The organism is Alteromonas sp. 14N.309.X.WAT.G.H12, assembly GCF_036697315.1.
GTDB lineage: Bacteria > Pseudomonadota > Gammaproteobacteria > Enterobacterales > Alteromonadaceae > Alteromonas.
Genome location: NZ_JBAHZB010000009.1, coordinates 16,100 through 36,356 on the forward strand (window position 1 = coordinate 16,100; position 20,257 = coordinate 36,356).

Genomic DNA, 20,257 nt, shown 5'->3' on the forward strand with positions numbered 1-20,257 from the left:
GATACTAAGTGAGTTGATGCTAACAAACGTGCTACGGCAAAGAATGTTAACCATGGTGTACCTATGATATTAACCGATGAATCACTCATAAGAACGCTATTTAGGCGATAACCCCTTAAAACCACATTCTTACGCCGGCAATCACGCCTGACTCTGTGGTGTAACTTGTATCGGTTTCCCTTTCTTTTTGCCAATACATGCCAATGTAAGGCGCGAATTCCCGAGTGATTTCAACTCGGTATCTTAGGCCGATACGTAGTTTTTCGAGGCCGCGTTGCCGATTGAAGCGGTGAGAATCCGACAGGTTTACATTGGCTGTAATACGGGGTTGAAGATAGCTTGTTTGGGTGAGAAGTAACTCGTATTCTACTTCGTTTAACCACTGCAATTGCCCAGTTTCATTGACAATGACATTGCTGTCCACCTCAAACCAATAGGGGGCTAAGCCCGTTATACCCAATACCCCATAGTGCTCTCGTTGATTTGTGGACATTGATTGTCGAATGCCTAGTCCTGCCTGCAATGACCAAAACGGTGCAAATAAATAGCTATAACTGAGGTCATTTCGTTCAAGGTCTGACCCTTGAGCGTCGTTAAGTACATTTTCGCCTTCCGAGCGCAACACCACGCGATGGTAATCGCCCCCGTACCAGCCTGTAAGGTCCCAGTTAATACTGGATTGGCCGTTGTATCGGTTCACTTCTAACTGATCTACCATCAATTGGCCTAAATAGGTTTCTTCCATGGGCGCGGGCCACTGTGAGGGATCGGCAATAGCTGGAGTACAGAAAAAACCACACGCACAAATGAGCCAGACTTTAATCATGGCTGTTTCCTCCATCCTGAACATTGACTACCCGAAACATCCCGGCTTTCATGTGATAAAGCAGGTGGCAATGAAAGGCCCATTTTCCTTTGGCATCCGCGGTAACTAAAAGGGACAGCTTTTCTGCTGGTTTTAAACTAACAGTATGTTTCCGAGGGCGGGGGGACTGGCCATTTTCAAGCTCCATCCACATACCATGCAAATGAATGGGATGATCCATCATGGTGTCGTTTACCAGAATCAGTCTGAGCCGCTCACCGTATTCAAAATGAATGGGGCCAGTTACTTCACTGAATTTTATGCCATCAAAGGACCACATATATCGCTGCATATTGCCGGTGAGGTGAAGCTCGATATGCCTATGGGGAGGTCGGTTATCCGGCCAGGGCGTGGCGCCAATTAAATCTTGATAGACCAGTACCCGGCGCCCGTTATTTTCTAAACCTAAGCCAGGTTCATCCATTCGCGGTTTAGGATCATGGGCAATCATGGCAGCGCCCGCACCATGCTCCTTAGGGCTGTGATGGATTGGGATTGTATTCACTGGGATCTCAGCCGGTTGTGGTGATCTATGTGCCATGTGCTGGTGGCCCGCAGTGGCCGACATAGGTTCGGAAGACGATGAACCTGCCATATTCATTGTATGGTGACCTGTCATTTCATGATCCATAGACATGGCGTTCATACCCCGTTCCACCATCTTTCGGCGGGCGGGAACGGCTGCGGTCAAACCAGGTTGCGGGGTGAGTGTGCCACGGACAAAACCGCTGCGATCATAGCTCTCGGCAAATAGGGTGTAGGCTTTGTGGCTTTTCGGTTGGACCACAATATCGTAGGTTTCGGCGATGGCAATGCGTATTTCATCCACGGTGACAGGTTTTACAGGCTGCCCGTCTGCGGCCACCACCGTTAATGATAACCCCGGTATACGAAAATCGAAGTAAGTCATGGCTGAACCATTGATTAGTCGTAAACGGACTTTTTCACCGGGTTTAAACAGCGCCTCGTAGTTCATCAGTGAATCTTTACCGTTCATCAGATAGGTATATACGCTGCCGGTAACATCAGCGATATCTCTTGGATCCATGCGCATGCTATTCCACATGCTACGATCTTGCCACGTGGCGGCTAATCCATTTGTGTGTATATCCTGTAGGGTGTCAAAAATCGTCCGTTTTTGATAATTGTAATACCCCTCAGAGACTTTAAGATGCCGGTAAATGTCATGGGGATCCGCAAAGGTCCAATCAGACAATAAAATGGTATGCTCTCTATCCGCCCCCATATCACCATTTTTAGGCATGATCACCAGCGGACCAATATGGCCAGACTGTTCCTGTAACCCTGAATGACTGTGATACCAATAGGTACCGTTTTGATTAAGGTCGAAGGTATAGCGGAAGGTCGAGTTCGGTTTTATTCCAGAGAATGAGAGGCCAGGTACGCCGTCCATATCAGAGGGCAGAATAATACCGTGCCAATGCACCGAGGTATCTTCTTTTAACTGATTGACCACGTCGATGATAGCGGTTTGCCCTTCGGTGAAGCGTAGTAAGGGGCCTGGCATCTGGCCATTTAAGGTGATGGAACTTTGTTGTTTGCTACCAAACTGAAAATTGTGTTTGGCGACGCGTAAGGTAAAAGGGCCCGTATGCACGGGCGTGTTAGCTGTTAAGCCCTGACTATAAGCCCAACGAGGCGCTGCTTGGTTTAGCACCAAGGCAGACAATGAAGTAACTGCGCCGCATAAAAATTGTCGGCGCGCAGGTAAAGTGGATGACATAAAATCCGCCCTATAAAAATAACGACTTATTCGCCCGATTAATCCTCTGGCGAACCTTAAAGATGAAAAGTGGTGTTATTGTTTAGGGGGTTTAAATAGCAGGGTGCTATATGCAGGTAAGGGAGAAACAGAGGTAAGGAATACAGCATTAAAACTAGGTACCGCGAAGGAGGAGGCTAAAGCCGGCAGAATAAATAGACTGTAATGGCATAGGGTCGCGTCACAATCACATTGGGTTTGTTGGCAGCAGTCTTTTTGTGGCTGAGCGCCGTCATCGGCGGGCATATCAGCCATAACATGATGGGACATGTGACTATGCAGGTGGGCTGAAGACAGCACTGAGGCGAACGAATTCGTTGAGAATATCGCCATTGCTATAACTAGCCACCATGCCGCAAACCTATTCATTGGCAGTTTTTATTACCTTGCATTTGATTGACGTAGAAATACTAGAGGATCCCCCTATCAGAAACAAGGTATCCAGCTTAAGTTAAAACGGGTAGGCTTGAGAGTAGCAGTAAAAGCATGGTAGGCAGTAGTATGAACCTTAGCGGTATAAAAGGCGTTATTTTTGATTTAGATGGCACCTTGGTGGAATCCACATTGGATTTTGCGAAGATGCGCGCTGCAGTAGGGTGCCCGCAGCAAAAGGATATACTGACTTTTGTTAATGGGTTAACGGATACCGCACAAAGACAAGCGGCCCATCAAGTGCTCCTTGAACAGGAACTCACCGATGCCCGAACGGCAAAGTGGCTGGAAAACGGCAAACGCATGGTTGATTGCGTGCAACAGGCAGGCTTGCCCATGGCCATTGTTACCCGTAACTGCAAACAGGCCACCGCAATAAAAATACAAAACAATAAAATCCCTATTTCCCTCGTGCTGACCCGAGAATGTGCACCGCCAAAACCGGATCCGACCGCATTACTTATTATTGCTGAAAAATGGAAGTTACCCCCAGCAGATTTACTGTACGTGGGGGATTTTATTTATGACCAACAAGCCGCAGAAAATGCCGGCATGCAGTGGTTGTTGGTTTAGATATCATCTGAGCTTATAGGCCAGTCGGGAAGTTTTGGCACTATAGGCAAGTTATCCGGTTTCCCTAGTCCCGTATATTCATTTGTAATTAATAATTCCATATCAATATTTGAGTTTCCTCCAGTAATTTTTTCTAAATCAATCGTGTTTACTTCTTGAATATTGCAAAATTGTAATGTATTCATATTAATACTCATTGTGTTGTGATGAGTTAGATATCGTATTTTATGTTCATGGATCTTGCTGTGAGTAAACGGATATTCAGTGTTAATAAATCAGGTTATTTTCTCTTTGTCCTAAAATTTATAGTGATTTGGAATTTTAGTGCCTGTTCGCATGCCAGCGTGTATTGGGATCGCGCGAATAATGTCTTTTCTGATACGAGCACAGGCATTATCCGAGATATTTTATTGAGGGATGACGGGGTATGGCTCGGGGCTGAAAATGGTGTTTTTCTTATTCAAGGCGATAATGAAAAACGCTTAACGATGCCCAGCCATTATGATGGCTATATTTCAGATTTAGAAACATCCACTGACGGAAAAGTTTGGGTGACGATTTATGGTGAAGGAATCTATCTGGTTGATAATAGTTTAAGACTAGAGCCCATTTATACTGGAAATGATTTTTCAAAGTCGTGGCAAACTACAGATTTTAAAGGCAAGTTATATATTTTAACTATAGGGAAAATACTTGTTGTTGATAAAAAGAGTGGAACTATCATAAAAGAAATTGATGGTTTTTCAGATCGTCGCTTTTCTTCATTTCCCGTAATTAATATAATTGATGATAAGGTTTTTATATCAGAAGGTGATAAGTTTTTAATCTTAGGTGCAGATGAAATAAATTTAAATGAAGGAAATGTTAGTGAATTCTGGCCTAAAGTTAGAACAATAAAATATATATCTAAGGTTGATGGTAAATACTATGTTTTCGGCGATAAGGGGGTATATAAGAGTGATGAATTGTTTTCTCCCGGTATTTTTTATCCGAGTGTTAAACCTATAAAAAATGTTTTTGATGTACAGAAAATAGATAAAAATTTACGTATTATTGCTGATGGTATTTTTGAGATAGATTCGAACTATTTAAATAGAGTTAGTTGGTCATCACTCCTATGGAATCAGACTGTTTCTGGGTCTATAACTGCAGGGCAATTCTCTTCGACAGGAAATTTTTTTCTTAGCTCATCTCAAAAGGGCTTTATATTCCAACCTAATTTTTATGATTCTATCAAGATACTTTTACCTGGTGATTCTATAAGCAACAGTGTCATAAATGGACTAATTCGTAGCTACGAGCATTCAGATTCAAAAATATATTCCCAATATATATATAGCGCCTGCCTGCGCTCCATAATGGAAAAGTATGAAAGTATAGATAGACTATGTAATACAAATTTTCATCTATTAGAAAGTTATACTAATAATCATTGGCTAGGCTTTACTACCTCTGCGGATGAGACGAAATTCACTGTATATGATGAGAAATTTGACATTGTTGATGAATTTTTATACTCGGTATTAGCAAAAGATCTTACCGTTGATGGTTTTGGTCAGATTTACCTCATAACGGAAGATAATAAGATACTGACACAACTCTCTAGGTACGCATGGAGAACGCCAAAAGTTGAATTCCCTAAAAATGAAGAAGTCACCTGTTTTCTACATCTGTCTAATAAAAAAATTCTACTATGCACCGAAAGCGCAGGACTTTGGTTATTTAATACTGCCAATGAAAATTTGAATAAGGTTTCATTGCCTGGGAATGCCGATATTCGTTATATACGAGGAGCCCAAGTAGACAATGATGGAGACCTTTGGGTGGCAACCAACTCTGGGCTTTTCGTTTCTGATGTGAATTTCGAAACCATTTTTAAAGTAGTCGAAGCCGATGGAATAAAAGACTTGGATTTTGAGTACCAAGGGTTTGTGAATGTTGGTGATAAACTTTATATCGACGGTGATAATTTTGATTACAAGATAGATGTTCAAAGCTTTAAGGCCAACATAAAGAGACGGTTAAAGCGGGTTAATCATGTTCAACTCGTTGAGTCAGAAGCGTTACGTAACGTCGTGGGTGACATTCCATTGCCGGAGTTAAAAGATATATCTTGGGAGTACGGTCATGGGCCAAACAAGATCGAGGCATTTGTAAACGACTTCATCAACAGGGATGAATTAAGGATAGAATATTCTCTAACTGATGAACCCACTGAATGGATTAAAACGGATACATCTTTTGCTGCCATTGGTCTCAACCAACTCCCCTCCGGTACACATACGCTTCGATTGCGAGTTCATGATCCTAGAAGCTACCAACAACAGCCTGTCACGTTACTGAATATAAAGGTACTTCCGCCTTGGTGGCGAAGCTGGCAAGCATTGGTTTGTTATGGCGTTTTACTCACCGTCATTATCTTTTCCGTGTATTGGAATTACAGAAAGCGGATTCGAGAGCAAGGCGCTTATTTAACGGCCTTGGTAAATGAAAAAAACCGTGTTCTTGAAGAAACGAACGATTCCATAAAACGTATGTTAGAGCGTAAGCAAACCGCCTTTTCCAACCTTTCTCATGAATTACGCACACCCTTGTCTCTCATTTTAGGCCCATTATCCCAGCTTAAGAAAATGGTTACCTCAAGCAAGGCGCTTGAACATTTGAGACTGGCCGAGCGTAACGCCGAGCGTATTCAAGTATTGCTTGATCAAATGCTTGAGGTAGAACGATTGGATCACGTCAAAACTCTACCCGTTACTGAATGTGACATTGCTTCTGTCACCCAATGTATTTTGTATGATTTAAGTGCTCTTGCAGAGATAAAACATCAGTCATTAAATTGGCAATGCACCACCAGAGAAAAAATACACCTCTATGCCGGTACGTTGGAAAAAATACTGATGAATTTAGTGTCTAATGCGGTGAAATACACCGACGAATCGGGAGAAATTAACGTAGAGGTTAAAGTGGAAAATCTTCAACTGATTATACAGGTTGAAGATAACGGTATTGGTATGACAGAGGCCGAACGCGCGCGTATTTTTGAACGCTATACGCGGTTTAATGACGGTGAAAACGGTGCTGGCGTTGGGTTAGCCCTGGTTAAGGAGCTAGTTACGGCCAACGGTGGCTGGATAAATGTCACAAGTGAGCAAGGTCGCGGTACCTGTTTTGCGGTGACGTTACCCATGCTTAATCAGCTTCAAAATGATGCAATCGAAGAACCCAATCTAAACGACTATGAAGTGGGCGAAGATGTTGGCGATAAACATGCGGTTATTCTGGTGGTTGACGACAATCAGGAAATGAGAAATTACCTACAAAGTCTGTTTGCAAATAATTACACCTGTTTGTTGGCAAATAACGGGGAAAGTGCGCTGACAATTATTGAAAAAATTCGCCCGGATCTCATAATCACCGATTACAAAATGCCGGTGATGAATGGATTAACGTTAGCGAATCGATTACGTAGCGACAGCGACAACCCCTACATTCCCATTATTATGCTATCCGCGTTTGGGGATTCAGGCAGTATGGTTAAAGGTTTACAAGCGAATATAGACTATTACCTTACTAAGCCGATAAATGAAGAAACCTTATTACTAACGGTAACTAACCTATTAAACCGGGAAGAAACACGGCGATCTAAGACCAATGAGCTTGTGGAAGGGGAAAATGATTGGCCTTTACCGGATTTTGTATCTGAACGGGAGCAGCAATTTTACTTTAAGCTGATGGCCTTAATTGAAAAAATGTATGGTCAGGAGAACTGCACTCGTATGGAAGTGGCGCAGCGAATGGCCATGAGCGATCGCCATTTACAGCGCAAAGTAAAAGCCATGTTTGGCAAAAATTTCACCGACTTTCTTCGCGAATTTCGTATGAGCAAGGCAAAAGATATGCTTGAACAAGGCAAGCAGATCACCCAGGTTGTTTACGATGTGGGCTTTACGTCGCCGTCTTATTTTAGTCGCAGTTTTAAAGATGTTTATGACATGACGCCATCGGAATACCAAAAGCATAATTATAAGCCCCAGATAAAATCCCAGTCGAACGGTTAAACCCTGCCAACGTTTGGCGGTCACCTTGCGCTGGCTGCAAGGTGACGCCATATGGTTAATAGTAAGACAGCTTTTCTGATTTACCTGAGAAAATACGATATACCATGGCCGTGTAGGCCAGTATGCAGGGCACAACAATCACTGCGCCTACCAATAAAAAGCGTAAGGAGTTGGCATCGCTAACGGCATCCATAATGGTGAGTTTGCCGGGCACAACATAGGGATAGTAACTCACGCCGAAAGCAAAGAAACACAGTACAAATACCAGAAGAGCAATGGCAAAGGGTAACCACTCACCTTTCCCTTGCGCTTCGGGCAATTTGTTTAGCACTACGCCACATAAAGCTAACAGGCCGAAACAGGCTACCGGGATGGCCATAAGTAGAAATCCAGCGGGACTTTCCAACCATAAGGTGCGCACACTTTCATGTAATGTAAGGTTAAGAAAACTCACGGCAATAATGCCGCCGGCCAGTATCATCAGGCAGCGTTTTGCCCAGTAAAATGCTTTTTGCTGTAAATCACCTTCTGTTTTCAAAATCAACCAGCAAGCCCCAATAAACGCATAGGCCGCTGTCACACCTAGTGCCGCTAGCAGCGCAAAACCTTGGGCTAGGAAGTCGGTTCGTAACCCTGTCACCCAAATACCCAGCATATAGCCTTGAGAAAGGGTTGTGAGTAGCGATCCGTATTTAAAACAGGTATCCCATTTTTTCTTTTTGCCCTGAGGCACTTTGGCGCGAAAATCAAATGACACGCCCCGTAAAATAAGCCCAAGTAGCATAAAGGTGGCAGGTAAATATAACGCCTGTAATATTTGACTGTGTGCCATGGGAAAGGCAATGAGTAGTAATCCCACCGCTAAGACTAACCAGGTTTCATTGGCATCCCAGTAGGGCCCAATAGAGGCAATCATATCGTCTTTAAAGCCTTCATTTCTGGGGGGAAACAATACGCCCACACCCAGATCATAACCGTCGAGAACGGCATAAAGAAGCACGGCCAGCCCTAATAAACCAATATAGATATTGGCCAGAGTTTCGATGGATAAGGAATCAAATGGCATAGTAACGCTCCTAGTGTGCGCTTAGTGCAAATAGCCGTTTGTTCTTGGCTTCTTTGCGTTCTTCAAGGCTGATTTCTTGTATTCCCACAGACTTCCGACACATCAGCGTGAGGGTACCTATGTAAGCGATAAGCAAAACAACATACATCAGTGCATACAGGGTAAAGGACAAGGCGACATTCGATGGCGGTAACGCGGTCACGGCATCCTGGGTTTTTAGTACCCCGCTAACCAGGTATGGTTGCCGGCCAACTTCGGTAACATACCAGCCTGACAAGGTGGCTATCCAGCCACTGAAACTCATGCCAATGAAAAGGCGATTGAGCCACACTGGCATGGCGTTTTTACGCAACAGATAATACGCACCGCACCAAGCCGTAAAGAGCATCAGCATTCCCATGCCCACCATGATCCGAAAGGAAAAGAAAACCGGTGCTACCGGGGGATGTTTACCCTCAAATTCATTTAATCCTTTAAGCTCGCCGTCTACATCATGGGTGAGAATGAGGCTGGCACCCCTTGGAATACCAATTTCAAAGTGATTCTCCTGACTGTCCTCATCGGGAAGGGCAAACAATAACAAGGGCGCCCCTTTCTCTGTATGCCAAATTCCTTCCATGGCGGCTATTTTTTGGGGCTGATGCTCTAAGGTATTTAAACCGTGCATGTCACCGGCCATAATTTGCAGAGGGATCAGTACCGCAGCGGTATAGGTTGCCGTTTTTAGGGCAATTTTGGGGGCAATTTTATCGTCGCCACGGTATAACCGGTATGCTGAAAGTCCGGCGATAAGAAAACTCGCGGTTAATCCTGATGCCAATAACATGTGGCTTAAACGATACGGGAATGACGGATTAAAAATGATCGCAGACCAGTCTTTGGCATAAATCACACCGTCTATAACTTCATGCCCTTGGGGAGTTTGCATCCAGCTGTTTAGGGCTAAAATCCAAAAAGCGGACACGGTTGTGCCTGCGGCGACGACAAAAGAGGCAAGTGTATGTAACCAGTTAGGCACACGCTTGGTACCAAACAACATGATCCCTAAAAATGTCGCTTCGAGGAAAAAGGCCGTGAGCACTTCGTAACCCAATAAGGGGCCTGCCACATTGCCAGCTTTTTCCATAAAGCCCGGCCAATTGGTTCCGAACTGGAATGACATGGTAACGCCGCTAACCACACCCAGTGCAAAGGTAAGGGCAAATACTCGTACCCAGAAGCGGTAGATACGCATCCATACCGGATCGCCAGAGAAGTTAGATCGCACCTTGAAGTAAAACAGATACCAACCCAGCGCAATGGTAATGGTGGGAAACAAAATATGGAAACTGATATTTAGCGCAAACTGTAGTCGGGACAATAATAATACGTCCATAAAAACCTCCTATTTTTCCTGGGACTTACCAGGAAGAAGTTTGTCTTTAAGTTCGAGGATACGACCAACACCGGCGCCCAGTTTCATCAAGGTGTCGAGCTTTTCAGGACCGAGGTTTTGAAGTTCTTGGGACCAGGCCGTCACTGATTCGAGCAAATCGTGAATTTCATGCAATCGTTCTTGAACCACTTGCTCTTGTTTAGAGCTGGGGGAATCAAGTATTAAATCCCGCAACAGGGTTAATGTGGGATCGATCTCTCTTTTTCTACGCTCTTCAAAGACCCGGTTTGCCAGTACCCAAATGGAACCTGCGGGGACGAAAAACTCTTTTCTTTCGCCAGGGACGTGGTGTTGTTTAATGACTTGCCATGATTGAAGCTCTTTGAGCCCCATGCTGGTGTTGCCGCGAGAAATACTAAGGGCATCGGCAATCTCTTGTGCCGAAAGCGGTTCGTCGTTAAGTACAATAAGGGCAAATATTTGTCCTACGGTACGATTGAAACCCCAGCGACTGCCCATTTCTCCAAAATGCATGACGGCCGTGGTGATAAGCGGTGACATATTCATATTATTTCCTTACTGAACTTTCAGAAATTACTGAAAGTTTATGCGGAAAGATGATCTAAATCAATCCTTCACAGGAAAATAATGGAGAATCTCCTCGCATCTGATAAAGCTTTTCTGCGTTGTGTTTACGTGGATACCCGACTAATAACGGCTTTCCTGATTAAAGGGCTGATTTGAGCGAGGGGGGGCATTGGCAGGACGGCTACGCTGCTGTGCATATGCTTACTGCCGCATCATTTGTGTCGTGCAGCCACACCGAAAGGACTTGGCTGCTGTTACGCTTGCGTTCTATCGGGCAATCTCAATGGCGAGCATTAACGGGTCGGGCTCTAGACACCATTGACGTTTTGGGATGCTCAATTCTGGGCACGACGAAGAACATCAGCCTGTTCACAAGAGAGCTGGTAGTTTAATTGCTCTGGCGAAAAGTCTACCACTTCAACAGTAAAACCAATACGCGGATTGTTCTTTGGCATTACACTCTACTTTCTTAAGGCGTTTGGTTAGCCATGGCGTCGGCTAAGGGAGTATCAGCAGGGGTGACAAGATCATAAAGATCGGCTAAGGAAAGTGCCGCCGGGTTATCACTGGTTAACACCGAGGCGCCAGCATTCACCTCAGATACGGTAAAGCGAAGATTTTTCAACGGATGTTGTACAGCAATCCCTGTGTAGGGTGTTCTTTTCAGGGCGCGCTTTTTCAGCAGTGAAAAGCTATCGCCTAAACTGACGCCTTGATCGCTACCCATCCCAACTACCAAGCCGTCGGGTAATTTATCCACAATTTGTGTAATAGAGGCTTTGCAGGCAATGGCAGTGCTGATATCAGAAACAGCGGCATTCACCGTATTTAATGACACGCGACCATATTCACTGCGCCAGAACAAGCTATTGTGGGTGTCAACGGCAGACGCTTCGGTGAAGGACCAGTTAGCTTCACTGTGGTAACTGTCCTGTAGAAGTAGGGCGTTTCTAAATGCGTCGATGACATAGACATCCAGGGTAAAATTGCGCTTGAGGGCCGCATCGTCATCGTCATTCTCAGTATTAATTTGTTCAAACAAACTAATGTCTCTGATAAAACCGAATACAATAAATTGTCTGCCGTAAGTTTGCGCCAGATACGACGCTTTTTCGTACATCATTTGCGGCTGCATGGCGTTGAAGCTGGTGGTTTCGGCAAACGCTTGATCCATCAATTGGACGCTAAGGGAATTAGGTTGGCGTATCAGTTGTTGTTCAATGCGCTTACTGATTTGCTGTCCAAAATCATAAATGTCGCCATAGGCGGCCTGGCGGGGTTTGAGTAATTGAAATCGGGTTACTAGCACAGTTCGGCTGTACTTGTCGCTTTCGCAGGAAAAAATGGGGGTGATATTGACCCGCACAACGACGGTGAGTTTTCCATCTTCCACCGTTTCGCTCAGTATTTCTACTCGCTGAATGCGTCCTGTTGAGTGTATCTCGGCTTTACTGCTGACCAGCAAGCCGTTGAGCACCACATCTTCGGCTGAAATAAGGCTGCCCGCTTGAAAGGAGGCATCGGCAATGGCATTTTTAATGGCCACAAGACGTACATCATCTAAAGGGGCATCTTTGATTGCTAAGGTGGATTCCCCCTGTACCCATTCGGCGAATGCTGATAACGGCGATAAGCAAGCTAGGAGCAGCAAAAAAATACGCAGAATAGGTGTCATAAAAGGTTATCCAAAAATCGAAAATAATTTACTCAGTAAGCTACGCTTCTGATTGTCCTGTAAAGGGCCTTTTCCACTATACTCAATGAGCGCATTGCCGATTTTTTCTGAACTGACAGTATTGTTTTCATTGATGTCTTTGGTCCGCACTTCACCAGAGAAACGAATATACTCCTTACCTTGGTTCATTGTTATCCATTTTTCGCCGGCAACCACAAGATTTTTGTTAGGTAATACCTCAACCACATAAACGGTTATTTTCCCTTCCAGTTCATTCGATTGGCTGGCATTGGCCGAACTATTAAATTCCCCGTCTTGCTCATGATCGACATTTAAATCGTCATCGGAAATATGGATAGGACCGGCGTTTACTGTTAGCGGTTCGATGGTAAAACTGGCACTTTTATCTTCGCTGTAGTCCACAGATTTTGATGATGTGGTTTCTTCATTCAGTTCTACCAGGATCATGTCGCCCACTTTAAAGTTGTGGTGCAATTCGTACAAACCCGTTGCGTTGTCAGGATCGAACAAGGAGCCCGTGGGTACACGAACTACTGATACAGGTTCACTGCGTGGCGGACGGTACGCCGGATCACCTTGGTACACTTCATCACTGCGGGCTTCTACAGCGCGTTGCTGAACATTGGGGTTCGTGGCGCTCTCTGCGACGACGCTTTCTTCCTCTGTTGGCGTTTGCGCACAGCCGGCCAATTGTAAAGATAGAATCATCAGTAAATTATGGCATCTTATTTTCATAGCTCTATGTGTTAACTGTGCAGTAGCGTGCATGTAAATCTCTCTTGACATTCATGGAGTTTGAAAGACTGATCCCCGGTAAACTTGACTAGATACTAACTGAGAAATTCGCTATGTCATGTGTGCAAGCTATTGATTTGCGAAATATTTACAAAACTGACATATGCCTGCAGGGTAGGGATTTTTATGCTCTTAATTGATACGTTTTCAGACTTTTTTGGCTTCGGTGGCGCTGACACTAGCAGCACCGATGAAGCGTCAACAATCGATACAGAACAGGCACAACCGGCCGCCGATTTCGCCAGTTTATTGACGATGTTTAGCGCAGGGGGAAGCGGCACTGACACGAGCAGTGATGAGGGCATATCACAGATGCAATCTCAGCTAATGAGCTCGTTAGGGGTTGCTGGGTTAGGGATGGACACCCTTACCGATATGGTCTCTGATGATAATTTAGCGTCTATGCAATCGACCTTTCTAACTATGCTTCAAGCTGACCTTTTCTCCACCGGTAGCACCACAGACAGTGCAACGGAAAGCACGGATATCGCGTCAACGGTTGAAGATGGGGAATCCACCTGGGATGCCTTTAAAAACTACGGTTTTGGCTCGGATGGTCTGGGTTGGACCGATGGGTTTGATACGGTAAACCTGTTGAACCATATCCCTATTGTGTCTGATGTTTATCAAGCCGCGACATCCACTGATATCAGCGCCGTGTCAGACTTAGCCGGTAGTTTCTTATTCGCTGGGCCGGTAGGCTTAGCGTATTCTGCGCTCGACTTAGGGGTTAAGGGTATGACCGGCGATTCTATCACGGGAAATCTATGGTCGTTAGGGGATGAGTGGTTATTTGAGGAAGGCGTGGTTTCTGACACTGAAAGCTTAGCGGAAGCCGTGGGCGGTGAGTCGGGTGAAGCGGCTGCATCTTCGGCGTACAATTTTGCCAGACGGCAATTTGATTCAGATGACAGTACAATAAGCGGCAACGAATAACCGCTTATTGCCGCTCGTCGTTACTCTGTGCCGCTGATAATCTGTACCTGTGCCAAATCCGTATCGCCTTTTAGTACTTTGTAAATGGCATCTTGTACCAGTGTACGCATGCCGTCGTCCATGGCTTGAGCTTTCATTTTAGCGACACTGCTTTCTTTATAAATTAAGCCTCGTAGTTCGGGCGTCATGCCTAATAATTCATGTACCCCGGTACGTCCTCGATAGCCAGTACCACCACATTCTTCACAACCCCCCGGACGATGCAGCTTTAGTTGTTCAGGCAGGTTGAGTTCATCAAGATGTTCATCGCCATATTGGCGTTTGATAAAGGCCACATCATCTTCTGAAGCCACATACTCTTCTTTACAGTTTCCACACAAGGTACGAATTAATCGCTGAGCTAGTATTCCCACACAAGCATCGGAAAAGTTAACCGGATCTAACCCCAAGTCGAGTAAGCGGGTGATGGTTTCCGGCGCCGAGTTCGTATGCAGTGTTGACAGCACTAAGTGACCGGTAAGGGAGGCTTCGATACCGGCATGTGCGGTTTCTTTATCCCGCATCTCACCGATAAGAATAATATCGGGGTCGGCACGCAAAAAGGCGCGCAGCGCATTGGCAAAGGTAAAACCAATTTTGGGACTGACCTGAACCTGCTGTAGGCCAGCCTGAGTAATTTCCACTGGATCTTCTGCTGTCCAGATTTTCTTATCTGGGGTGTTTAGATAGCCAAGAATGGCATGGAGTGTGGTTGTTTTACCTGAACCGGTGGGCCCCACAACCAGTAGTATACCGTGGGGCTTTTTAATCATGGTTTTTAAACGACGCATATTTGAAGGGGCGAGATTCATTTTATCAATGGGCATGGCGCCACCGGATGCTAAAATACGCATTACCACGCCTTCGCCCGCCACAGTAGGGATGGTTGCCACCCGTACTTCCACTAACTGGCCATTCATTCTAAACGCCAATTTGCCATCTTGAGGCACGCGCTTTTCCGCAATATTTAAGTTCGACAGAATTTTAATGCGGGCAATCACTGCACTGTGATGAGATTGGGGAATTTGGCTCATATCCCGACATACGCCGTCTATACGCATTCTTACCCGTGTCGGGCCATTCTTTTCCGGGTCAACGTGAATATCCGAGGCGTTAAGGCGTTTTGCATCATGTAACACCCTACTAACCAAGCGCACCACCGCAGGGGCATCGTCAGACATCTCATCGACATGTTCATCCCCTTCTTCATCGCCGGCATTGATCTCATCGAGAATTTCGCTCATCTCGCCCGGTGATCCGCGTCCACTGCTTTCACCTAAATACTGTAAAATCTGGGTAGGTAAGGCGACGGCGATTTCGTAGCTGTCGATCCCCATGGCACTTTCGATTTCCATTAACAGTGCGGCGTTATTGGGTTCGGCCATAAGCACAATGGGGCGGTCGTGGGCATCGGCTATCACGGCAACAAGATTGCGTTTAAGGTATGACGGGTTTAGCCGACTTTCATTTTGATACAGATGATATTTCTCAGGCAGATACCCAATGTAGGGTACCTGATAATGCACCGACAACGTATTCCCGATATCCCCTTCACGGATATTGTGCTCTGACATAAGACGCTGAATGATAGTACGTTGATCGCTACTGTTATCGATAATATCGGTTAACGCTGCAGGCTCGATTTGTTTACGGTGCAGTAGTAAGTCGAAGGGGTTGTTGGTACCGCCGAGTTCATAGCGGAACTTATTCCCTAAAATTTCAGCCAATTCCTGCGCCACTTTAAGGTCATTCTCGTTAAACGGGCCGTCGGATTTATTAATAACCTGCATGACGCCTAATAAAACCCCGGCGTTTAAGACAGGAAGACAAAGAATATTATTGGTTTTAAAGTTACTGCTTTTATCGAATTTATCGGCAAAGCGTAAACGGGGATGTATTTGGGTAAGTTCTTCTTTGTCGTATGGATTGCTGATGAGTATGGGGCGCTGTGCCAGTGCCACATAGCCAGCAATAGATAAGGGCGAAATGGGGACTTTGATTTCCTGTGTCACTTTGCCGGTTTTAAAACGGGCGACCAAATCCTGATGTTGTCGACGACGCTGAAATATGCTCATACGCTGGGCGCTGAAAAGTTCAAGCACGATAGGTTCTATTTCACTGAGCGCATCTATTAATGAAGAATGCTTAGCAAGCAGCGTATTAATTTTGTCGAATGCGAGTTGTTGAATACTGTTTCCGAGCATAGTTTTTTTTTCTGTCTGTGACGTAGATTACAAGTCGCGAGTCCTGAGGCGGCAAAACCGCTATTATCAGGAGATGCACTGTCCATTGCTTATTAGGGTCAACAATATACCTTTATGTATGTTGCGGCAACTTGACCTTTGTCGGGTTTCTTCGGCTTTACATTTTCTAGACGGTTTTCAAGTAGAACAAAAATAAAGCACTACAAATGCAAATAGCACTTGCGCAAAGGCGGCAAAGCTGTATAATTCGCGCCCACTTGCCCTGAATGGGCATGGTTTCGGCCGCAGCTACACTGCTTTTAGGGTAGATGCCGAAGTTACGATAAGCGGATTTAATCACGTAGACGTAGCGGGCGTGTCAGAAACAAAGAACAAGATTCCGATTGGGAATCACTGGTTTATACGCACATCTTTTCATCCCAGATATAAAAGGGAGTGAGAAGATGATTTTTTTGTTCTTTCGATTGGAGCTTAATCGATGCCAAATCAAAGAATTCGTATTCGTCTGAAAGCGTTTGATCACAAGTTGATCGATCAATCAACGGCTGAAATCGTTGAAACAGCGAAACGTACTGGTGCTCAGGTCAGCGGTCCAATTCCTCTGCCTACTCGCAAAGAACGCTATACAGTTCTGGTTTCTCCGCACGTCAATAAAGACGCGCGTGACCAATACGAAATCCGTACTCACAAGCGTTTGGTAGACATCATCGAGCCAACTGATAAAACAGTTGATGCGTTGATGCGTTTGGACTTGGCTGCCGGTGTTGATGTTCAAATCAGCCTGGGCTAACAAGAGAGGGTAATAACAATGGCGATTGGTCTTGTCGGTCGTAAAGTGGGTATGACTCGCATCTTCACTGAAGATGGTACGTCTATCCCTGTGACTGTTATCGAAGCGACCCCAAACCGTGTTACTCAGTTACGCACTGAAGAAACTGACGGTTATCGCGCTCTTCAGGTTACTGCTGGAACTAAGAAAGCGAACCGCGTCAACAAAGCTCAAGCAGGTCATTTTGCTAAAGCGGGTGTTGAAGCAGGGCGTTCTCTGGTGGAATTCCGCCTAGAAGAAAATGAAGGTGCTGATATTGAAGTGGGCAGTGAAATCACTGTTGAAATCTTCAACGACACCAAAAAAATTGATGTAACTGGTACATCTAAAGGTAAAGGCTTTGCCGGTGCGATCAAACGTTGGAACTTCAGTTCACAACGTATGACTCACGGTAACTCTTTGTCACACCGCGCACCTGGTTCAATTGGTCAGAACCAATCACCAGGTAAAGTTTTCAAAGGTAAAAAAATGGCTGGTCAGCTTGGTAACAAGCAAGTGACTACCCAATCTTTGGAAGTAGTACGTGTTGACGTAGAAAATAACCTTATCTTGGTTAAAGGTGCCGTACCTGGCGCAACTGGCAATGACGTTATCGTCAAGCCAGCTGTTAAAGCGTAACGTCTGGGGAGTGAACTGATGGAATTAACATTGAAAGATGCGCAAAGCGCTCTTGAAGTATCCGAAGCGACCTTTGGACGTGATTTCAACGAAGCCCTGGTACACCAGGTAGTCGTTGCTTACGGTGCCGGTGCTCGTCAAGGTACTAAAGCGCAGAAAACGCGTTCTGAAGTACGTGGTGGTGGTAAGAAACCATGGCGTCAAAAAGGCACTGGTCGTGCTCGTGCTGGTACAATCCGCAGCCCAATCTGGGTTGGTGGTGGCCGTGCATTTGCAGCCAAGCCTCGTGACTTTGATCAAAAAGTTAACAAAAAAATGTACCGCGGTGCGATCAAAAGCATCCTGTCTGAACTGATTCGCCAAGACCGTTTGGTTGTGGTTGAAAAGTTCGCAGTGGATGCGCCTAAAACTAAGGCTCTGATTGCTAAGCTGAACGATCTGGATCTGAACGACGTTCTTATCGTAACGCCTGAAGTAGATGAGAACCTGTTCTTGGCTGCACGCAACCTGTACAAAGTAGATGTACGTGATGTTGCTGGTATTGACCCAGTTAGCCTGATCGCTTTTGAAAAAGTGCTGATTACTGCTGATGCAGTGAAACAGCTTGAGGAGGCGTTAGCATGAACGAAGAACGTCTACTGAAGGTGCTTAAAGCACCTCACGTTTCAGAAAAGTCTACTCTGGCAGCTGAAGCGAGCAACACGGTTGTATTCAAAGTAACAAAAGACGCGAACAAAGCTGAAATCAAAGCAGCAGTTGAGAAACTGTTTGAAGTTGAAGTAGCGGGTGTTCGTACTGTGAACGTTAAGGGTAAAACCAAGCGTCACGGCATGTCTTTCGGTAAGCGTAGCGACTGGAAAAAAGCGTATGTATCGCTTAAAGAAGGTCAGGACATCGACTTTGTCGGTGGCGCTGAATAAGAAGGGGATTAGAAATGCCATTAATGAAAGCTAAGCCAACTTCTGCCGGTCGTCGTCACGTTGTTCAGGTTGTTAACCCTGATCTGCACAAAGGTGCACCTTATGCACCTCTGCTAGACAAGAACAGCAAGTCTGGTGGCCGCAACAACAATGGTCGTATTACGGTACGCCATATCGGTGGTGGTCATAAGCAACACTACCGTATTGTTGACTTCAAACGTAACAAAGATGGCGTTCCTGCCAAAATTGAACGTTTGGAATATGATCCAAACCGCTCTGCAAACATTGCATTAGTATTGTATGCAGACGGTGAGCGTCGTTACATTCTGGCTCCTAAAGGTCTGAAAGCAGGTGATGCTATTCAGTCTGGTTCTGATGCGCCTATCAAAGCAGGTAACTGCTTGCCTATGCGTAACATTCCAGTAGGTTCTACTGTACACGCTATTGAAATGAAACCAGGCAAAGGCGCGCAAATTGCTCGTTCAGCCGGTGCATATGCGCAAATCCTAGCGCGTGATGGTAACTACGTTACCTTACGTTTGCGTTCTGGAGAAATGCGTAAAGTTTTGTCTGATTGCCGTGCAACTATCGGTGAAGTAGGCAATGCAGAACACATGCTGCGTTCATTGGGTAAAGCTGGTGCAACTCGCTGGCGTGGTGTTCGTCCTACCGTTCGTGGTGTTGCCATGAACCCGGTAGACCATCCACACGGTGGTGGTGAAGGACGTACATCCGGTGGCCGTCACCCGGTTACTCCATGGGGTGTTCCTACCAAAGGTAAGAAAACCCGTAGCAACAAGCGTACTGATAAGCTTATCGTACGTCGTCGTAACAAGTAAAAGCGAGGATTCACCATGCCACGTTCTCTCAAGAAAGGTCCATTTATTGACCTTCACTTGCTGAAGAAGGTAGAGGCTGCAGTGGAAAAGAACGATCGTAAACCAATTAAGACTTGGTCTCGTCGTTCTATGATCATCCCAGATATGATTGGGTTGACCATTGCGGTCCATAACGGTCGCCAACATGTACCTGTCATTATTAGTGACGAAATGGTCGGCCATAAGTTGGGCGAATTTGCGCCAACGCGTACTTACCGCGGCCATGTCGCGGATAAGAAAGCTAAACGTTAAGGGGTAGGAATATGGAAGCATTAGCTAAACACCGTTTCGCCCGCACGTCGGCTCAGAAAGCACGCTTGGTTGCGGATCAAATTCGCGGTCTACACGTTGAAAAAGCTCTTGAAGTTTTAGCGTACAGCCCGAAGAAAAGCGCAGCATTAGTTAAGAAAGTACTGGAGTCTGCGATTGCAAATGCAGAAAACAACGAAGGTGCCGATATTGACGAATTGCACGTAGCGAAAATCTTCGTTGATGAAGGTCCAACAATGAAACGTATCAAGCCACGTGCTAAAGGACGTGCAGATCGTATCTTTAAGCGTAGCAGTCACATCACTGTGGTTGTAGCGGATAACTAGGAG

Annotated in this window: 20 protein-coding genes; 10 read left to right on the forward strand and 10 right to left on the reverse strand. The window is 45.4% G+C overall.

What is annotated here, in order from left to right:
* Positions 1-115: 115 nt before the first annotated feature.
* From V5298_RS05275 to V5298_RS05285, 3 genes are all read right to left on the reverse strand, one after another.
* Positions 116-826 (reverse strand): copper resistance protein B, encoded by a 711-nt coding sequence (locus V5298_RS05275; protein ID WP_332930428.1) that lies wholly within the window; start codon positions 824-826, stop codon positions 116-118.
* The gene (locus V5298_RS05280) at positions 819-2,609 is read right to left on the reverse strand and encodes a copper resistance system multicopper oxidase (RefSeq protein WP_332930429.1); all 1,791 of its coding nucleotides are present in this window, start codon (positions 2,607-2,609) and stop codon (positions 819-821) included. The genes V5298_RS05275 and V5298_RS05280 overlap by 8 nt, the downstream gene beginning before the upstream one ends.
* A gap of 75 nt (positions 2,610-2,684) precedes the next feature.
* On the reverse strand, positions 2,685-3,017 hold the full coding sequence (locus V5298_RS05285) for a hypothetical protein (protein WP_332930430.1): 333 nt from the start codon (positions 3,015-3,017) through the stop codon (positions 2,685-2,687).
* A 117-nt stretch (positions 3,018-3,134) separates the two neighbouring features.
* Between V5298_RS05285 and V5298_RS05290 the strand changes: the two genes are divergently transcribed.
* The gene (locus tag V5298_RS05290) at positions 3,135-3,653 is read left to right on the forward strand and encodes an HAD-IA family hydrolase (RefSeq protein ID WP_332930431.1); all 519 of its coding nucleotides are present in this window, start codon (positions 3,135-3,137) and stop codon (positions 3,651-3,653) included.
* Here the strand turns inward: V5298_RS05290 and V5298_RS05295 are convergent.
* Positions 3,650-3,838, reverse strand: coding sequence for a hypothetical protein (locus tag V5298_RS05295; protein WP_332930432.1), 189 nt, complete (start codon positions 3,836-3,838; stop codon positions 3,650-3,652). The genes V5298_RS05290 and V5298_RS05295 overlap by 4 nt on opposite strands.
* A 60-nt stretch (positions 3,839-3,898) precedes the next feature.
* Here V5298_RS05295 and V5298_RS05300 point away from each other — a divergent pair, with 60 nt between their 5' ends.
* A complete protein-coding gene (locus tag V5298_RS05300) occupies positions 3,899-7,714 on the forward strand; it encodes a hybrid sensor histidine kinase/response regulator transcription factor (RefSeq protein WP_332930433.1) in 3,816 nt (1,271 codons plus the stop codon).
* Between the two features lie 55 nt (positions 7,715-7,769).
* Here the strand turns inward: V5298_RS05300 and V5298_RS05305 are convergent, their stop codons facing one another.
* The 5 genes from V5298_RS05305 to V5298_RS05325 form a co-directional block, all read right to left on the reverse strand.
* Complete coding sequence (locus V5298_RS05305) at positions 7,770-8,780, reverse strand: cytochrome d ubiquinol oxidase subunit II (protein WP_332930434.1); 1,011 nt, start codon at positions 8,778-8,780, stop codon at positions 7,770-7,772.
* 10 nt (positions 8,781-8,790) lie between these two features.
* Positions 8,791-10,155, reverse strand: coding sequence for a cytochrome ubiquinol oxidase subunit I (locus V5298_RS05310; RefSeq protein WP_332930435.1), 1,365 nt, complete (start codon positions 10,153-10,155; stop codon positions 8,791-8,793).
* Between the two features lie 9 nt (positions 10,156-10,164).
* Positions 10,165-10,722, reverse strand: coding sequence for a GbsR/MarR family transcriptional regulator (locus V5298_RS05315; RefSeq protein ID WP_332930436.1), 558 nt, complete (start codon positions 10,720-10,722; stop codon positions 10,165-10,167).
* 490 nt (positions 10,723-11,212) lie between these two features.
* A complete protein-coding gene (locus V5298_RS05320) occupies positions 11,213-12,418 on the reverse strand; it encodes a flagellar assembly protein T N-terminal domain-containing protein (protein WP_332930437.1) in 1,206 nt (401 codons plus the stop codon).
* Between the two features lie 6 nt (positions 12,419-12,424).
* On the reverse strand, positions 12,425-13,147 hold the full coding sequence (locus tag V5298_RS05325) for a flagellar basal body L-ring protein FlgH (protein ID WP_332930438.1): 723 nt from the start codon (positions 13,145-13,147) through the stop codon (positions 12,425-12,427).
* A gap of 213 nt (positions 13,148-13,360) precedes the next feature.
* Here V5298_RS05325 and V5298_RS05330 point away from each other — a divergent pair, with 213 nt between their 5' ends.
* Positions 13,361-14,170 carry a hypothetical protein gene (locus tag V5298_RS05330; protein WP_332930439.1) on the forward strand — a complete coding sequence of 270 codons (810 nt, stop codon included), beginning with the start codon at positions 13,361-13,363 and terminating at the stop codon, positions 14,168-14,170.
* A gap of 20 nt (positions 14,171-14,190) precedes the next feature.
* Here the strand turns inward: V5298_RS05330 and V5298_RS05335 are convergent, their stop codons facing one another.
* The gene (locus V5298_RS05335; protein WP_332930440.1) at positions 14,191-16,413 is read right to left on the reverse strand and encodes a GspE/PulE family protein; all 2,223 of its coding nucleotides are present in this window, start codon (positions 16,411-16,413) and stop codon (positions 14,191-14,193) included.
* Positions 16,414-16,891: 478 nt separating this feature from the next.
* Here V5298_RS05335 and rpsJ point away from each other — a divergent pair, with 478 nt between their 5' ends.
* The 7 genes from rpsJ to rplV are packed head-to-tail and all read left to right on the forward strand — an operon-like array spanning position 16,892 to position 20,254.
* The gene (rpsJ, locus tag V5298_RS05340) at positions 16,892-17,203 is read left to right on the forward strand and encodes a 30S ribosomal protein S10 (RefSeq protein ID WP_008845776.1); all 312 of its coding nucleotides are present in this window, start codon (positions 16,892-16,894) and stop codon (positions 17,201-17,203) included.
* A gap of 18 nt (positions 17,204-17,221) precedes the next feature.
* Positions 17,222-17,860 carry a 50S ribosomal protein L3 gene (gene rplC, locus V5298_RS05345; protein WP_332930441.1) on the forward strand — a complete coding sequence of 213 codons (639 nt, stop codon included), beginning with the start codon at positions 17,222-17,224 and terminating at the stop codon, positions 17,858-17,860.
* Between the two features lie 18 nt (positions 17,861-17,878).
* The gene (rplD, locus tag V5298_RS05350; protein WP_332930442.1) at positions 17,879-18,484 is read left to right on the forward strand and encodes a 50S ribosomal protein L4; all 606 of its coding nucleotides are present in this window, start codon (positions 17,879-17,881) and stop codon (positions 18,482-18,484) included.
* A complete protein-coding gene (rplW, locus tag V5298_RS05355) occupies positions 18,481-18,780 on the forward strand; it encodes a 50S ribosomal protein L23 (protein ID WP_332930443.1) in 300 nt (99 codons plus the stop codon). Before rplD ends, rplW begins: the two co-directional genes overlap by 4 nt.
* Before the next feature lie 14 nt (positions 18,781-18,794).
* The gene (gene rplB, locus V5298_RS05360) at positions 18,795-19,619 is read left to right on the forward strand and encodes a 50S ribosomal protein L2 (protein ID WP_332930444.1); all 825 of its coding nucleotides are present in this window, start codon (positions 18,795-18,797) and stop codon (positions 19,617-19,619) included.
* A gap of 15 nt (positions 19,620-19,634) precedes the next feature.
* Complete coding sequence (gene rpsS, locus V5298_RS05365; RefSeq protein ID WP_332930445.1) at positions 19,635-19,910, forward strand: 30S ribosomal protein S19; 276 nt, start codon at positions 19,635-19,637, stop codon at positions 19,908-19,910.
* An 11-nt stretch (positions 19,911-19,921) separates the two neighbouring features.
* Entirely contained in the window at positions 19,922-20,254 is a 333-nt protein-coding gene (gene rplV / locus V5298_RS05370) for a 50S ribosomal protein L22 (protein WP_332930446.1), read from the forward strand.
* Positions 20,255-20,257 lie beyond the last annotated feature (3 nt).